The organism is Xanthomonas sp. NCPPB 3218, assembly GCF_056725185.1.
This window is the reverse complement of record NZ_CM161516.1, coordinates 2,239,581-2,256,749: the sequence shown is the minus strand read 5'-3', so window position 1 is coordinate 2,256,749 and position 17,169 is coordinate 2,239,581. Positions and strand designations below refer to the sequence as shown.

7 protein-coding genes and 1 pseudogene are annotated in these 17,169 nt (G+C 66.1%); all 8 read left to right on the top strand.

What is annotated here, in order from left to right; genetic code table 11:
- Positions 1 to 241 precede the first annotated feature (241 nt).
- Positions 242 to 2,386, top strand: a pseudogene (locus tag AC1PLS_RS09905) (methyl-accepting chemotaxis protein); the annotation flags it as partial.
- A gap of 297 nt (positions 2,387 to 2,683) precedes the next feature.
- Positions 2,684 to 3,217: a hypothetical protein gene (locus tag AC1PLS_RS09900; protein ID WP_102252065.1), complete on the top strand. Its 534-nt coding sequence runs from the start codon at positions 2,684 to 2,686 to the stop codon at positions 3,215 to 3,217.
- Between the two features lie 329 nt (positions 3,218 to 3,546).
- Entirely contained in the window at positions 3,547 to 5,724 is a 2,178-nt protein-coding gene (locus AC1PLS_RS09895) for a methyl-accepting chemotaxis protein (protein ID WP_104568477.1), read from the top strand.
- A 50-nt stretch (positions 5,725 to 5,774) separates the two neighbouring features.
- Positions 5,775 to 8,567, top strand: a complete 2,793-nt coding sequence (locus AC1PLS_RS09890) for a methyl-accepting chemotaxis protein (protein ID WP_184434611.1) — start codon at positions 5,775 to 5,777, stop codon at positions 8,565 to 8,567.
- A gap of 266 nt (positions 8,568 to 8,833) precedes the next feature.
- A complete protein-coding gene (locus tag AC1PLS_RS09885) occupies positions 8,834 to 9,595 on the top strand; it encodes a transporter (protein WP_102257021.1) in 762 nt (253 codons plus the stop codon).
- A gap of 13 nt (positions 9,596 to 9,608) precedes the next feature.
- Positions 9,609 to 11,963: a methyl-accepting chemotaxis protein gene (locus tag AC1PLS_RS09880; RefSeq protein ID WP_184434614.1), complete on the top strand. Its 2,355-nt coding sequence runs from the start codon at positions 9,609 to 9,611 to the stop codon at positions 11,961 to 11,963.
- Between the two features lie 214 nt (positions 11,964 to 12,177).
- A complete protein-coding gene (locus AC1PLS_RS09875; protein ID WP_184434618.1) occupies positions 12,178 to 14,439 on the top strand; it encodes a methyl-accepting chemotaxis protein in 2,262 nt (753 codons plus the stop codon).
- A 394-nt stretch (positions 14,440 to 14,833) separates the two neighbouring features.
- A complete protein-coding gene (locus tag AC1PLS_RS09870; protein WP_184434620.1) occupies positions 14,834 to 17,083 on the top strand; it encodes a methyl-accepting chemotaxis protein in 2,250 nt (749 codons plus the stop codon).
- The last annotated feature ends 86 nt before the right edge of the window (positions 17,084 to 17,169 follow it).

The following is a 17,169-nucleotide window of genomic DNA, read 5'->3' as shown; positions in this document are numbered from 1 at the left end:
AACAACCGCGGCACGGACGCCGCATCGCAACACCTGTAACACCTGCAACACCTCCAACACCATGGTGTGATGTTTCCGGCGGTCTGGGGCCCGCCGGCAGCGCCGAACCCGCGCGGCATGGCACGACCCGCGGGGTGTCCTGGCCCGCGGCCATGTCCAACTCAGCGACCGTCCTGGCGCGTCTGCCCGCTTGCAGACGCCAACGCTGCCCATTGATCTCTGTACGCACGAGATGACTTCGATGAACTGGTTCCGCAATCTCGCCGTTGCCCGCAAGCTCGCCGTTGCCTTTTCCATTACCGTCCTGATCACGCTCAGCCTCGGCGTATTCGCGCTGACACGCATGCAATCCAGTGCGCATCTGCTGCGCGAGATCGGCTATACCTGGGCACCGGCGGTGCAACAGCTCAGCGAAATGCGCGCGCTGCTTGGCGAATTCCGCACCTACGAGCTCGCGCAACTTGCGCACGCAGACGACCCGAAGGCGGTGCAGAACTACTTCGAGCGCATGGACAAGGCCCGCAGCGAGGTCGAGATCGCGCAGACTGCGTATGCCAGGACCACGCAGCCGGGCAAGGAGGCCGAGCTGTACGAGGCAGTCAAGCAGAAGCTCGCCGACTACTACAAGGCCAACGCGGCGCTTGGCGCAGCCGTGCGTGCCGGCGACCTGGTCACCGCCAACACCGTGTCCGACGAGCAGTCGCGCCCGGCACGTCGGGATCTGTTCGCCAAGCTGGTGGAGCTGACCAAGTTCAATACCGCGCAGATGAATGCCGAAATCGCCATGGCCGAAGCGGCGTATCAAACCTCGGTGCGCATCATGCTCGCAGCGATGACGCTGGCGGTGCTGCTGGCCGCGTCCGCAGGCTGGTTCATCGCCCGCAGCATCGCCGGGCCGCTCGGTCGCGCCACGCGGGTGGCCGGCGCCATCGCTCAAGGCAAGCTAGATAACGCCATCCATGTCGACAGCCGCGACGAAGCGGGCCAGCTGCTGCGCAGCATGCAGGACATGCAGCGACAACTGCAGGCAGTGTTGGCGGCGCAATCGGAAATGGCGCAACGCCACGAGGCCGGCGAGATCAGCTACCGCATGGATCAAAGCGCATTTCCGGGCGATTACGGCACCATGGTGCACGACACCAACAGTCTGGTCGGCTCGCATATCGCGGTGAAGATGAAGCTGGCGCAGATCATGTCGCGCTATGCAGTCGGCGATCTGAGCCAGGACATGGACCGCCTGCCCGGCGAAAAAGCCGTGCTCAGTCAGACCATGGATACGGTCAAGCACAACCTGTCGGCGATGAACAGCGAGATCAGGCTGCTCGCACAGGCCGCTGCAAACGGCGACTTCAGCGTGCGCGGCGATGCGCAGCGTTTCCAGTACGATTTCCACGCGATGGTGGACAGCCTCAATCAGCTGATGGCCACCGCCGATGCCAACCTGCGCTCCCTGTCGACGCTGTTGCAGGCGATTGCCGCCGGCGACCTGACCGCACGCATGCACGGCCAGTTCAACGGCGTCTTCGCGCAGATGCGCGACGATGCCAACGCCACCACCGAGCAACTGGCCAGCATCGTCGGGCGCATCCAGCAGGCCGCCGGCTCGATCAATTCGGCCGCCAGCGACATCGCTGCCGGCAACCAGGACCTGTCGCAGCGCACCGAGCAGCAGGCGGCCAACCTGGAAGAAACCGCCGCCTCGATGGAAGAGCTCACCTCCACCGTGCGGCAAAACGCCGAGCATGCGCGCCAGGCCAACCAGCTGGCGATCGGCGCCGCCGCAGTGGCCTCGCAAGGCGGCAGCGTGGTCGCACAGGTGGTTACCACCATGTCCGGGATCGAGGTGTCTTCCAAGAAGATCGCCGACATCATCAGCGTCATCGACGGTATCGCGTTCCAGACCAATATCCTGGCCTTGAACGCGGCGGTGGAGGCGGCGCGTGCCGGCGAACAGGGGCGCGGGTTTGCCGTGGTCGCCTCGGAAGTACGCACGCTGGCGCAGCGCTCGGCCGGTGCGGCCAAGGAAATCAAGCAACTGATCGACGATTCGGTCGGCAAGGTGGCGCAGGGCTCGGCCTTGGTGGATCAGGCCGGCAAGACCATGGCCGACATCGTGTCTTCGGTGCAGCGCGTGACCGACATCATGGGCGAAATCTCCGCCGCCTCGCAGGAGCAGTCGGCCGGCATCGAACAGGTCAACCTGACCGTGACCCAGATGGACGAGGCCACCCAGCAGAACGCGGCATTGGTGGAGGAAGCCACCGCCGCTGCGCGTACGATGGAAGCACAGGCTGGCCAGCTGTCCGATGCGGTGGCGATCTTCAAGATCCAGCCGCATGCTGCGCTGTCGCCGGCAAGCCGCCAGTCCGCCCCGCGGCATCTGGCCGTGGTTTAAGCCAAACGAGGCTGCCTTCGTCCCCTCCCCAGGGGCTGCACGCCACTGTCGTGCGCGGGAACAGGCAACCGCGCTGTCGGGTCTGGCACCTCTACATCGACACCCGCAACGCCCCGATCCTGTCGGGGCGTCTTGCCATCCGGCAGCGACTCACAGACGCACCACAGCATCCCTGCGATCGCCTGGCAATGCTGCCGTTGGTCGAAAGGTGATCAAGCACAAGCTTCGACGGCCGATACCAGGAGCAATGAGGGCTGCCTGGCCCGCGCCACGTCCAAGGAAGTCCGCATGCCTACCGTCAACTCACCCCGCTCTGTCCGCCACATGCTGGGCTCGGTGTTCGCCGTCGCGCTGCTGGCTGCCAGCGTCTGGTTACCGCCCTCCTTCGCAGCGCCGGCCGCGCCGGTCTCGGTCCTGCTGGACAACATCCCGATGAGCGCGTTGCAGTCGCTCGCCATCGACCTGGTGCAGTTGCGCGACGACCAGCGTGCGCAGCTTGCCGCCGCGCACGATCCCGCCCGCATCGAGGCCTACGACGAGCGCCTGGGTCAGCTGCGTCAACGCATTGCACGACATGCAGGCTACTTCCAGGCCAGCGCGCCGCAGGGCGAGCAGGCGCGCCAGTTTGCGCTGGTGCAGCAGCAGTTGGGTCACTACCTGGCGCAGCATCGGCAGGCCAACCGCGCCCTGCACGAGGGCGACCTGCAATACGCGCAGGCCCTGTCGCTGGGCCATGCCGGCGACACGCGCCATGTGCTGTGGACCGAACTGCAGGCCCTGCAGCAATCGGTCGCCAGCGTGCGCACCACGCAACGCAACTGAGCATTGCCCGCATTGCGACCGGGTGGTCGCGGCGGCGCTGCAGCATTCCCGGTTAGCCAGGCAGGCGCCGCGCCAAACCACGCGGCCTGCCGTGCAGGTAAGCGTGCGCCCTGCCCCGACTGATCCCAATGCCGCATGCCCTGCCCGCGCGGGTGCGCGCAATCGCCGCGCAGCGCCGGCAACCGGCTCAGGCGCGCTCGGCATGCGGCCACAGCCGCAAACACGCTGAAAAACCGCCATCAGACCGGCTATCGCGCGGCACTCAACCTTTTGGGGATCAGGTCGCTATTCGACTTATCCCGGTCACATTCCTTTGCTGGATACCTGCCATGACCTTCAAGACCACGATTGCAAACACGCTGGCCAACGTTCCGCTGAAGCGCAAGTTTCTGGCGCAGACCGCACTGGTGGCGCTGGGCATCATCGCGCTGGCGGTGATCGCCGCCCGCATGCAATACGTGGATCTCACCGATACGCGCCGCGACGGGCTCAAGAGCCAGATCGAGATGGCGATTGCGGTGGTCAATGGCTACGCCGAGCGCGCCGAGAAGGGCGAGATGGATGTGGACAGTGCCAAGAAAGCCGCGCTGCATACCTTGTCCACCATGCGCGCACGTGGCGGCGTGGATTACATCTACGTCACCGACCAGACGCCGGTGATGCTGATGCACCCCATCCGCCCGGATCTCAACGGCAAGCCGCTCAACGATGTGCTGAGCCCGGACGGCAAGCGGATTTTCCCGGCCTTCGTCGCTGCGGCGCAGGCCGGCGGCGGCTACGTCGATTACGCCTGGGCCAAGCCGGGTGAAAAAGAGCCGGTGCAGAAGACCTCGTACGCCGCGCTGTACAAGCCGTGGGGCTGGGTGATCGGCACCGGCGTGTATCTGGACGACACCCAGTCGCAGGCGCTGGCCTTCACCGGCGTCGTCACCCTGGCCGGCGGCGTGCTGGTGCTGCTCAACCTGCTGGTGGGCTGGCTGATCGGCAATTCGATCCTGGAGCCGGTCTCGCGTGCGCTCGCCGCCATCAAGGGCGTGGCGCGTGGCGACCTGAGCGTGCGCACCGCACAGCACGGCAGCGATGAAATCGGCCAGATGCTCAAGGCCACCGACGACATGGTGCACACGCTGGAGCGCTTCTCCGCGCAGACCAAGGTGATGGTGCACATGCACGCCGGCGAAGACGTCGGCCACCGCATGCCCACCGATTTCCCCGGTGTCTACGGCGAACTGGCCGGCGGCATCAATACGATGATCTTCGAACACCTGGACGCCATCATCGATGCGATCGGCATCCTCAACGAGTACGCGCAAGGCGACCTGTCGCGCGACGCCGCGCGCCTGCCCGGCACGCGTGCGGTGCTGCACGAAGCGATGGATGCGGCCAAGGCCAGCCTGCTGGCGATCAACACCGAGATCAAGCGCCTGGCCCAGGCCGCAGCCAATGGCGACTTCAGCCAGCGCGGCGATGCCACGCGCTTCAAGCACGACTCGGCGCGCATGATCAACGACCTCAACGCGATGATGGAAGTCAGCGACCGCAACCTGGGCAAGCTGTCCGAGCTGCTGGCCGCGCTGGCCGAAGGCGACCTCACCGCGCGCATGGATGGTCAGTTCCACGGCGTGTTCGCACGCATGCGCGATGACGCCAACACCACGGCCACGCAGCTGGCCGGCATCGTCGGGCGCATCCAGCAGGCCGCCGGTGCCATCACCGGGTCGGCCAGCGAGATCGCCGCCGGCAACAACGACCTGTCGCAGCGTACCGAGCAGCAGGCCGCCAACCTGGAAGAAACCGCCGCCTCGATGGAGGAGCTCACCGCCACCGTCAAGCAGAACGCCGAGCACGCGCGCCAGGCCAACCAGCTGGCGATCGGTGCCGCCTCGGTGGCCTCGCAGGGCGGCCAGGTGGTGAGCCAGGTGGTGGACACCATGTCCGGCATCCAGACCTCGTCCAGGAAGATCGCCGAGATCATCTCGGTCATCGACGGCATCGCCTTCCAGACCAACATCCTGGCCTTGAACGCAGCGGTGGAAGCGGCGCGTGCCGGCGAACAGGGCCGCGGCTTTGCGGTGGTCGCCAGCGAAGTACGCACGCTGGCACAGCGTTCGGCCGGCGCGGCCAAGGAGATCAAGCACCTGATCGACGACTCGGTCGGCAAGGTGGCGCAGGGGTCGGCGCTGGTGGATCAGGCCGGCAAGACCATGGCCGACATCGTGTCCTCGGTGCAGCGCGTGACCGACATCATGAGCGAGATCTCCGCCGCCTCGCAGGAACAGTCTGCCGGCATCGAGCAGGTCAACCTCACCGTCACCCAGATGGACGAGAGCACGCAGCAGAACGCCGCGCTGGTGGAAGAAGCCACCGCCGCCGCCAACGCCATGCAGCAGCAGGCGCAGCAGCTTGACGAGGCGGTATCCAGCTTCCGCGTGAGCGCTGCCTCGTCGGCGCAGCGCGGCAGCGGCCGCGGTGCCGCGCGCGCGGAGGCCTTGCGCGTCGCCAGCTGATGACTGCCAGATCGTTCCCGCACTCCCTCCCTCACTTCGAAGCCACGCCCATGCCCTCGTCCCCCACGCAACCCCGCTCCGGCGGCAGTCTTGCGTATCGCCTGATGCTCGGCACCGCCGTTGCTGCGTTGCTGTGCTTCGGCCTGACCGCAGCGATCAGCTACTGGCAAAGCAGTCGCGCACTGATCGCCTCGGCCCAGACCACGATGCAGAACGCGGCGCGCTATCAGGCCGAACAGATCGGCAGCGAGCTGGGACAGGCGTTCACCACCGGCCAGTCGGTCGCCAGCGCCCTGCTGGCGCAGCGTGCGCATGGCGGGGTGAGCCGCGAGGCGGCGTCGGCGATCGTGCACGACCAGTTGCAGAACCATCCCGAATGGGTGGGCATGGGCACGTTGTGGGAGCCGCAGGCCTTCGACGGCAAGGACAGCGACTATGTCGATGCCGAGGGTCACGACAACACCGGCCGTTTCATGACCTACTGGGCCTACAACGGGCAATCGCTGATCCGCGAACCCCTGGTCGGTTACGAAAAACCCGGCGACGGCGACTGGAACCTCAAACCGCGCGAGCTGGGCCGGCAGATCGTGGCCGGCCCCTACGATTACCAGATCGGCGGCAAGCCGGTGCTGATGACCACCTTGTCCACGCCCATCCTGGATCAGGGCAAGTATGTGGGCGTGGTATCGGTGGATTTCGCCCTGGCCGCGTTGCAGAAGCGCCTGAGCGCCTTGCGTCCGATGGACGATGGCTATGTCGAGCTGATCTCGCCCGCCGGGGTGATTCTGGCCTCGCGCGACGCTGCGCGGATCGGCAAGCCGGCCGACGGCGCCGACTATCGCGCGATGCTGGCGGCCACCAGGGCCGGCAAGGACTATCTGGACTTCACGCCGGATGCCGCCGGCACGGTCAGCGCCTATGTGCCGTTGCAGATCGGCCAGGCGCAGGAGCGTTTTGCGCTGGGCGTGGTGGTGCCGTATGCGGCGATCATGCAGCAGGCACATCGCCTGTTGTGGACTATTCTGGCGGTCGGGCTGGGCTCGGCGCTGGTGCTCAGCCTGGCGCTGTTCGTACTGTTGCGGCGGCAGGTGGTGGGTCCGCTGGACGCCGCGGCCAAGGTGGCCGATGCGATTGCCTCCGGCAAGCTGGACAACCAGATTGCCGCGCAGCGCCAGGACGAAGTGGGCCGCCTGATGGGCGCCATGCAGCGCATGCAGACCGACCTGCGCCAGCGCATTGAACGCGACGCACAGATCGCCAACGAAAACCTGCGCATCCGCACCGCGCTGGAACATTCGGAAATGGAAGTGCTGCTGGCCGACGAGCAACACAGTGCCGTGTTCATCACCGAGGCACTGCACACCTCGTTCAAGGGTGGCGAAGCGGCATTTCATGCCAAGGGCCAGCAGGGCTTCAGCGCCGATGCGGTGGTCGGCAAACCGCTGGACTACGTGTTCGGCAGCGATGCTGAGGGCAAGGCGCGCTTGCAGCGCCTGCAGCAACTGCAGTCCACCACGCTGGAGCGCTACACCTTCGGCCCGGTGACGCTGGATCTGACCATGACCCCGCTCTACGCCGCCGACGGCCATCGCAGCGGCAGCATGCTGCTGTGGCGCAATGTCAGTGCCGAAGTCAGCACGCAGGCAGAGGTCGCCGCGCTGGTGCAGTCGGCCCTGATGGGCGACTTCGGCCAGCGTCTTGCGCTGGACGACAAGCGCGGCTTCTATCTGGAGTTCGGCCGTCAGCTCAACGGCTTGCTGGAAACCACCTCGCAAGGCCTCGAGCGTATTTCCCGCCTGCTCAGCGCGCTGGCCGAGGGCGACCTCACCGTGCGCATGGACGGGCAGTTCCAGGGCGTGTTCGCACGCATGCGCGACGATGCCAATGCCACCGTGGCGCAACTCACCGGCATCGTCTCGGGCATCCAGACCTCGGCCACGCAGATCAACGCGGCCGCCAGCGAGATCGCCGCAGGCAACAGCGACCTGTCGCAACGCACCGAACAACAGGCCGCCAACCTGGAAGAAACCGCCGCCTCGATGGAAGAGCTCACCTCCACCGTCAAGCAGAACGCCGAGCACGCACGGCAGGCCAACCAGCTGGCAATCGGCGCGGCCGATGTCGCCTCGCATGGCGGCGCGGTGGTGGCGCAGGTGGTCACCACCATGTCCGGCATCGAGGTCTCGTCGAAGAAGATCGCCGAGATCATCTCGGTCATCGACGGCATCGCGTTCCAGACCAATATCCTGGCCCTGAACGCGGCAGTGGAAGCGGCACGCGCCGGCGAACAGGGGCGCGGCTTTGCGGTGGTCGCCAGCGAAGTGCGCACGCTGGCGCAGCGCTCGGCCGGCGCAGCCAAGGAGATCAAGCACCTGATCGACGATTCGGTCGGCAAGGTGGCGCAGGGCTCGTCGCTGGTGCAGCAGGCCGGCACCACCATGGCCGAGATCGTCGCCAGCGTGCAGCGCGTCACCGACATCATGGGCGAGATCTCCGCCGCCTCGCAGGAGCAGTCCAGCGGCATCGAGCAGGTCAACCTGACCGTGACCCAGATGGACGAGGCCACCCAGCAAAACGCGGCACTGGTGGAAGAAGCCACCGCCGCTGCACGCGCGATGGAAGAACAGGCCGGCCAGCTGACCGAGGCGGTGGCGGTATTCAAGCTCAGCCATGCCGGCAGGCCGGCGGCGATTGCCCCTGCCGCCAGACCGGTGGTCAGCGCGGTTGCGCCGTCCACACGGGCGCCGACCGACAAGAAGCGTGCGGCGGTACCGCCGCGTCCCCCTACCCGCAAGTCGCCCGGCAGTGTCGCCGGCAACGACAGCCAGTGGCAGGATTTCTGAGTGCGGCGTCGGCAGCTGCGCACGCGCGCAGTTGCCGACACAGGATGAAGCACACCCACATCGTCCTATCGCGGACCTGACACTCGACCGCGTTCCCCTGCCCCGCTCCGGCCATCGGCCACGCTTAAAGATTCAGCCGCCGTTGCCGTTAGCGAGGAAGACATCGACTGCCTGCGCCCCCACCGTAGCAGCCGGTCCAGCAGCGCATGTGCCCGGTCGCCAGACTCGCGCATGCGCCCGGAGATTCGCGCGTTCCAGGGGTTGCCATGAAGCCATGCCTTGTTGCCAGCTGTATTGTGCTGTGTTGCGTCGTCGGCCATGCCCGCGCCGAAGATCCGATCGCCACCGACCGTCCTGATTTCGTCGAGTCCAGCCTCACCGTCGGCGACCGCCGGCTGCAGGTGGAAACCAGCGTCGCCTGGGAGCGCGATGCCTCGGTCGACGGATATTCCACGCCCACGCTGTTTCGCTACGGCCTCGGCCAGAGCTGGGAACTGCGGCTGGAAACCGACGGTTGGCAGCGCATCGACGCACCCGGCGAGGCCAAGGTGAGCGGCATGTCCGATGTGGCGCTCGGGGTCAAGCACCATCTTGCCGGGTCCGACGACGGCAAGGCCTCGCTGGCCTGGCTGCTGCATGTGGACCTGCCCAGCGGCGCCCGCGCCCTGCGTGGGCACGGTGCACGGCCATCGTTGCGGCTGGTGGCCGAATGGGAGCTCAGCGACAGCCTCTCGGCCGGGGTGATGCCCGGCGTGGTGTGGGACGACGATGGGCAAGGCAACCGCTACACCGCCGGCATCTTCGGTGCGGTGCTGGGCAAGGCCTGGAACGAGCGCGTGCGCTCCTTCGTGGAAGTGGCATTGCCGCAGGTCGCCAACAGCGAGGACGGCGGCACCGTGGCACTGCTCGACGTCGGCTCGGCCTGGCTGCTGAGCAACGACGTGCAACTGGATGCGGTGTACAGCCGCGGCCTCAACGATCGCTCACCGGATCACGCGCTCGGCGTGGGTCTGTCTTTCCGCTTCTGAAACAGGCCGCACAATGAAAATCATGCATATGCTGGGGATCCTGGTGCTGGTGGCAGCGTTGGCGCTGCTCGCGCTGGGCGGCGTCGGCTACAACGGCCAGCGCGGCCTGCTCGACGCGATCGCCGCACAGGTCATCTCCTCCGATGCGCTGCGCAACCACATGCAGGCCGACATGATGCACGACGCCCTGCGCGGCGACGTCACAGCCGCCCTGCTGGCCGCCTCGCGCCAGGACGCCGCCGCGATCGCAGAAGCACGCAGCGCACTGGGCGAACACGCCACGGAATTTCGTCAGGCGCTGCAGGCCAACCGCAAACTTCCGCTGGACCCGGCACTGCGCAGCGATCTGGACGCGGCGGCACCGGCATTGCAGGCCTATATCGGCGCGGCCGACCAGGTCATGACCCTGGCCGAGACGCAGGCCGACAGCGGCGCGGCCTACGCCGACTTCACCGCCAAGTTCGCCGAGCTGGAAACCCGCATGGGCGCGATCAGCGAGCGCATCCTGGCCTTGAACAAGGCCAATCGGCTCAAGGCCGAACAGGACAGCCGCCGGGTGATGTGGCAGCAAGGCGGCGCGGTGGTGCTCGCCTTCGTCTGCCTGGCACTGGCCGCCGGCTGGATCCTGCGCTCGGTGTTCGGCCTGCTCGGCGGCGAGCCGCAGCTGGCCATGAGCGCTGCGCAGCACATCGCCGAAGGTCGCCTGGACCAGCCCATTCCGGTGGCCGCACATCACACGCGCAGCCTGATGGCCGCACTGGCGCGCATGCAGCGCGACCTGCGCGAACGCCTGGAGCGCGAGCGCAGCATCGCTGCGGAAAACCTGCGCATCCGCACCGCGCTCGACAACGCCTCCACCGGCATGTACATCGCCGACCCGGACCTGACCATCATCTACGCCAACACCGCGCTGCGGACCTTGCTGCAGACCTATGCCGACGACATCCATGCCTGCGCGCCGGCGTTCGACCGCTCCAGCAACCTGATCGGCCAATCGGTGTCCATGCTGGAAGTGGGCAATGCGCAGGATGCGGAGATCTATCAACGCCTGGATCGCCAGGATTCGGCGCAACGCCAGGTGCAGTACCGCGCGGCATGCATCACCCAGGATGTCTCGGCGATCCGCGACTCGGCCGGTGCGCATCTGGGCTTTGTCTGCGAATGGCGCGACCGCACCGCCGAGGCACGCGTGGAAATCGACGTGGCCGATGTGGTGCGCAGCGCCGCGGCCGGCGACCTGTCCAAGCGTATCGACAGCGCCGGCAAGCAAGGCTTCTTCCTGCAGCTGGCGCAACAGCTCAACGCACTGCTCGATGCCAACGCGGTCAGCATCGCCGAGGTCTCGCGCCTGCTCAGCGCACTGGCCGATGGCGACCTGAGCGCGCGCATGCAGGGCGATTTCCACGGCGTGTTTGCCCGCATGCGCGACGACGCCAACACCACCGCCGAGCAGCTGGCACTGGTGATCGGACGCATCCAGCAAGCCGCCGGCAGCATCCACACCGCTTCCAGCGAGATCGCCGCCGGCAACAACGACCTGTCGCAGCGCACCGAACAACAGGCCGCCAATCTGGAAGAAACCGCCGCCTCGATGGAGGAGCTGACCTCCACCGTCAAGCAGAATGCCGAAAGCGCGCGCCAGGCCAACCAGCTGGTGATCGGCGCGGCCGGCGTCGCCTCCCAAGGCGGTGCGGTGGTGGCCAAGGTGGTCACCACCATGTCCGGCATCGAGGTCTCGTCGAAGAAGATCGCCGAGATCATCAGCGTGATCGACGGCATCGCCTTCCAGACCAATATCCTGGCCCTGAATGCAGCAGTGGAGGCGGCGCGTGCCGGCGAACAGGGGCGCGGCTTTGCGGTGGTCGCCTCGGAAGTACGCACGCTAGCGCAGCGCTCGGCCGGTGCCGCCAAGGAAATCAAGCACCTGATCGACGACTCGGTGAGCAAGGTCGCCGAAGGCTCGGTGCTGGTGCAGCAGGCCGGCACCACCATGGCCGACATCGTGGCCAGCGTGCAGCGTGTCACCGACATCATGGGCGAGATCGCCGCCGCCTCGCAGGAGCAGTCGGCCGGCATCGAGCAGGTCAACCTCACCATCACCCAGATGGACGAGGCCACCCAGCAGAACGCTGCGCTGGTGGAAGAAGCCACCGCCGCCGCGCGCACCATGGAAGACCAGGCCGGCCAGCTGGCCCAGGCGGTGTCGCGCTTCACCCTTGCCGATGCGCCGGCACCGATGGCGGCAGCGCCGGCGGCCACGGCGGCAGTGGCTGCGCCCAAGCGCGGCCCCGGCGCAGCGGCTGCACGCAAGCCGGCAACTACGCCGGTGCTTGCCAGCGGCAACGACGGGCAGTGGCAGGACTTCTGAGCCACGCGTGCAGGCGGCCCAAGCCTGGGCCGCACCCGCGCAGCGGCCGCGCCACCGGCGTGCCGCCCTGCCCGCCACGGCAGCGTTGCCGGCGGCCTGATCGCGGCATCCGCGAGCCGGCCACGGCACCGTTCATCCTTCAAAGATAAAGAATCATACCGGGCAGCCGCTAGCGTGCTGGAGAGCGTTCCTGCGCAATGCCCCGGAGTTACTGATGAACAAGTTCAACGATTGGCCGATCCGCCGCAAACTGATGTTTGCCTTTTGCCTGAGTGCCGTGTTGACCGCCCTGCTTGGTGGGCTCGGTTTTTCGCGCATGCAGCAGATGCAGCGGCAGACCACCCTGATCAACCAGGACGTGGTGCCGGTGCTGAGCCGTCTATCTGAGCTGCGTGGCTTTGCCGGCGAATTCCGCGTCTATGAAGTGGGCCAGTTCGTCAATCTGGACGATCCGGAACGCTATGCGATGTTCTTCAAGCGCATGGACGAGATCCAGGCCAAGTACGTCGAAACGCAAAAGCTGCTGGACGCCAAGATCGGCGCCGGCTCGCCGCTGCAGGCCGAATACGCGAAGCTGAGCGATGCCAGCACGCGTTACTTTGCCGCCAACCAGCAGCTGCGCAAGCTCTATGCAGAACCCGACCGCGCTGCGGCGATGGAATTTTCGCGCAAGCAGTCCGGCGAGATCCGCAAGGAACTGTTCGCCTCGGTCGACAAGCTCTATGCACAGCAATCCAAGGCCCTGAGCGACATGGTCGCGGCCAGCGACGCCTCGTTCAAGCTGACCAGCGCGGTATTGCTGATCGGCACGCTGCTGATGGCGGCGCTGTCGGTGACCTTCGGCTGGCTGATCGCACGCAGCATCACCAATCCGCTGTCCAAGGCGCTGGGCGCCATCAAGGCGGTCTCGCGTGGCGATCTGAGCGTGCAGGTCAGCAAGACCAGCAAGGACGAAATCGGCCAGATGCTCGACGCCACCGGCAGCATGACGCAGATGCTGCGCCGCTTCAGCGACGAAACCGCGCGCATGTCGCACCTGCACGCGGCCGAAGACATCACCCACCGCATGCCGGAGGATTTCCCCGGCGTGTACGGCACCCTGGCCACTGGCATCAACACCATGATCTTCGAGCATCTGGATGCCATCACCGATGCGGTGCGCATCCTCAACCAGTACGCACAGGGCGATTTGACCCAGGACGCACGCCGTCTGCCGGCCAGTCGCGCCATCCTGCATGAGGCCATGGATGCGGCCAAGGCCAGCCTGTTGTCGATCAACACCGAGATCAAGCAGCTGGCGCAGGCCGCAGCGGCCGGCGATTTCAGCGCACGCGGCGACGCGGCGCGCTTCAAGTACGACTTCGCGGTGATGGTGGCGGACCTGAACTCGATGATGGAGGTCAGCGACCGCAACCTGGGCAAGCTGTCGCAGCTGCTCGGCGCCGTGGCCGAAGGCGACCTGACCGCACGCATGGACGGCGAATTCCACGGCGTGTTCGCGCGCCTGCGCGACGATGCCAATGCCACCACCCAGCGCCTGACCGACATCGTCGGGCGCATCAAGCACTCAACCCTGGCCATCAACACCGCCGCTGGCGAAATCGCCGCCGGCAACCAGGACCTGTCGCAGCGTACCGAGCAGCAGGCGGCCAACTTGGAAGAAACCGCCGCCTCGATGGAAGAGCTCACCTCCACCGTCAAGCAGAATGCCGAACACGCACGCCAGGCCAACCAGCTGGCGATCGGTGCCGCCGATGTCGCCTCGCATGGCGGCAGCGTGGTCGGCCAGGTGGTCACCACCATGTCCGGTATCCAGACCTCGTCCAAGAAGATCGCCGAGATCATCTCGGTGATCGACGGCATCGCGTTCCAGACCAACATCCTGGCCCTGAACGCGGCGGTGGAAGCGGCACGTGCCGGCGAACAAGGCCGCGGCTTTGCGGTGGTCGCCAGCGAAGTGCGCACGCTGGCGCAGCGTTCGGCCGGCGCCGCCAAGGAAATCAAGAGCCTGATCGACGACTCGGTCAGCAAGGTGGCCGAAGGCTCGGCACTGGTGAACCAGGCCGGCACCACCATGAGCGAGATCGTCTCCTCGGTGCAGCGCGTGACCGACATCATGAGCGAGATCTCCGCCGCCTCGCAGGAACAGTCGGCCGGCATCGAGCAGGTCAACCAGACCGTCACCCACATGGACGAAGCCACCCAGCAAAACGCCGCGCTGGTGGAAGAAGCCACCGCCGCCGCGCGTTCGATGGAAGAACAGGCGCAGCAGCTCACCGAAGCGGTGGCCCTGTTCCGCCTGTCGGCCGAACTGGAAGCGGTGACGCGTGCCACGCCGGTGGTGCGCCAGATCGCTGCCAAGCGGCCTGCCCCCGCCAGCGCGGCGGTGGCGACCAAGCCGCCGGTCGCCAGGCCCGCTGCACGCGCCGCAGTGGCGCTGGCACCGTCCAACGAGTCGGATTGGGCCGAGTTCTAGGAAACGCCGCAGCGGCCGCGCACTGGCCGCTGTAAAAGACACAAGCCGCGCTCCTGGGAGCGCGGCTTTTTTATTGCCGCATCGCTTTTTGAAAAGACATATCAACCCGACAGGAAATAAAACAACTTTAAAATAACATTTTACTTATGTATCAATATGCCTATTGTCGAGCTCGGCATTATCTCCGTTGGTAGCGATTACAAAAACCGATTAACTCCATCTCTGGCGACTTATATTCTTCACAAGCCTGACCGAGTTATATATTTTTTTGATATCGAGGTATTCAGTGCTGCGGTCGCGCGCCGTTACTGCGCATAGCGACATGTCACGCAAAATACAGGCTGGCATTATCCGGTCGCTCCCATCCATCGCATAACGCCTTCCAGGATCTGTCATGACTGCACTTCTCCAACGCTACAACGTCGGACCTCGGCTGGCGGCGGCTTTTGCTGTCCTGATCGTTTTATCCGGCCTCATTGCCTTTATCGGTTACCGCGGCCTGACTTCCGCGCGCGCGCTGGTGGACCAGCTGGTGCATCAGAACATGGAGAAGATCCGCCTCTCCCACGCCATGATGAATGCCAATTCCGTCATTGCGATGCAGATCCGTAACGTGGCGCTGCCCACCAGCAACGAAGATAATGTCAAGTTTATCGAGCTCATCCAGGCGGCGCGCGCCGACTACTCCAAGGCACGCGAAGCGCTGTATGCGATTCCACCGTCTGACCAGGGACGTGAGATCCGCGCAGAAATCGATCGCCGCCGCGCCGTGGTCAAGGGACTGAACGACAAGGTCATGGATCTGGTCATGACCGGCCACAGCGACGAGGCGCTGCCCTTGCTGCTGACCCAGGCCGCGCCGGCGATGCAGCAATGGCAGGACAAGATCGCCGAGAACATCGCCCTGCAGGACAAGCTGGCTGGTGAGGCCTCTGCGGTCGCACTGCAATCCATGGACGACTCGCGCAAGCTGCTGGTCGGCGGCTCGCTGCTGGTGGTGCTGCTGAGCGGCGTGCTGGGCCTGCTGATCACCCGCAGCCTCACCCAGCCACTGAGCCGGGCCACCCGCGCAGCCGAATCGATTGCCGGCGGCAAACTGGATAACGACGTCGACACCCAATTCAACGACGAAAGCGGCCGCCTGCTCAAGGCGATGAGCAAGATGCAGCTGCAGTTGCGCAACCTGCTCGCCGCGCAGACCGACATGGCCAAGCGCCACGACGATGGCCAGATCAGCTTCCGCATCGATGCCGCTGCCTTCCCCGGCGAGTACGGCCGCATGGCGCACGACACCAACACGTTGGTGGGCTCGCACATCGCGGTGAAGATGCGCCTGGCGCAGATCATGGGCCGCTACGCGATCGGCGACCTGTCCGAGGATATGGAAAAACTGCCCGGCGAAAAGGCCGTGCTCAGCGAGACCATGGCGCAGGTCAAGGTCAATCTCGGTGCAATGAATACCGAGATCAAGCACCTGGCACTGTCGGCGGCCAACGGCGACTTCAGTGCCCGCGGCGATGCCGAGCGCTTCCAGTACGACTTCCGCCTGATGGTGGAAAGCCTCAACAACCTGATGTCCACCGCCGACGGCAACCTGCAGTCGCTCTCCACCCTGCTGCAGTCCATCGCCGCCGGCGACCTCACCGCACGCATGAGCGGCGACTTCCGCGGCGTGTTCGCGCAGATGCGTGACGACGCCAATGCCACCGCCACGCAGCTGGCCGAGATCGTCAGCGGCATCAAGGCCTCGGCGGTGTCGATCAAGGGCGCTGCCAGCGAGATCGCGGCCGGCAACCAGGATCTGTCGCAGCGCACCGAGCAGCAGGCCGCCAATCTGGAAGAAACCGCCGCCTCGATGGAAGAGCTCACCTCCACCGTCAAGCAGAACGCCGAGAGCGCACGGCAAGCCAACCAACTCGCCATCGGCGCGGCCGGCGTGGCCTCGCAGGGCGGCGAGATCGTCAGCAAGGTGGTGGAGACCATGAGCGGCATCGAAGCCTCGTCCAAGAAGATCGCCGACATCATCTCGGTCATCGACGGCATCTCGTTCCAGACCAACATCCTGGCCTTGAACGCTGCGGTGGAAGCCGCCCGCGCCGGCGAGCAGGGACGCGGCTTTGCCGTGGTCGCCTCGGAAGTGCGCACGCTGGCGCAGCGCTCTTCCGCGGCGGCCAGGGAGATCAAGGGGCTGATCGACGACTCGGTGCAGCGTGTCTCCGAAGGGTCGGTGCTGGTGCACAGCGCCGGCAAGACCATGGGCGAGATCGTGTCCAGCGTGCAGCGGGTCACCGACATCATGGGCGAGATCTCCGCTGCCTCGCAGGAGCAGTCCTCCGGCATCGAGCAGGTCAACCAGACCGTCACCCAGATGGACGAGGCCACCCAGCAGAACGCCGCGCTGGTGGAAGAAGCTACCGCCGCCGCACGTGCGCTGGAAGACCAGGCCACCCAGCTCACCGACGCGGTGGCGGTATTCAAGACCGATGCCGCCCATGCCCTGGCGCCGGTGCGCACCGCCGCGCCGCGGCCGGTGGTGACTCCCGCGCTGAAGGCCAAGGTGGTCGCGGCCGGACGCACCGCCGCGTCCAAGCCGCGCGCCGTGGTCACCGCGCCAAGCAACGACGCCAGCTGGCAGGAGTTCTGAGCCAAGCGAGCACAACAGTCTGAATGGAGCCGGTCGGCATCGATGCCGACCGGCTCAAGGCATAACTGTTATGGGCCGATAGGCTG

What these genes read in the sequence shown, in the direction of transcription:
- AC1PLS_RS09870 (WP_184434620.1), top strand. Translation starts at nt 14,834, where the DNA reads ATGACTGCACTTCTCCAACGCTACAACGTCGGACCTCGGCTGGCGGCG.
- AC1PLS_RS09875 (WP_184434618.1), top strand. Translation starts at nt 12,178, where the DNA reads ATGAACAAGTTCAACGATTGGCCGATCCGCCGCAAACTGATGTTTGCC.
- AC1PLS_RS09880 (WP_184434614.1), top strand. Translation starts at nt 9,609, where the DNA reads ATGAAAATCATGCATATGCTGGGGATCCTGGTGCTGGTGGCAGCGTTG.
- AC1PLS_RS09895 (WP_104568477.1), top strand. Translation starts at nt 3,547, where the DNA reads ATGACCTTCAAGACCACGATTGCAAACACGCTGGCCAACGTTCCGCTG.
- AC1PLS_RS09885 (WP_102257021.1), top strand. Translation starts at nt 8,834, where the DNA reads ATGAAGCCATGCCTTGTTGCCAGCTGTATTGTGCTGTGTTGCGTCGTC.
- AC1PLS_RS09890 (WP_184434611.1), top strand. Translation starts at nt 5,775, where the DNA reads ATGCCCTCGTCCCCCACGCAACCCCGCTCCGGCGGCAGTCTTGCGTAT.
- AC1PLS_RS09900 (WP_102252065.1), top strand. Translation starts at nt 2,684, where the DNA reads ATGCCTACCGTCAACTCACCCCGCTCTGTCCGCCACATGCTGGGCTCG.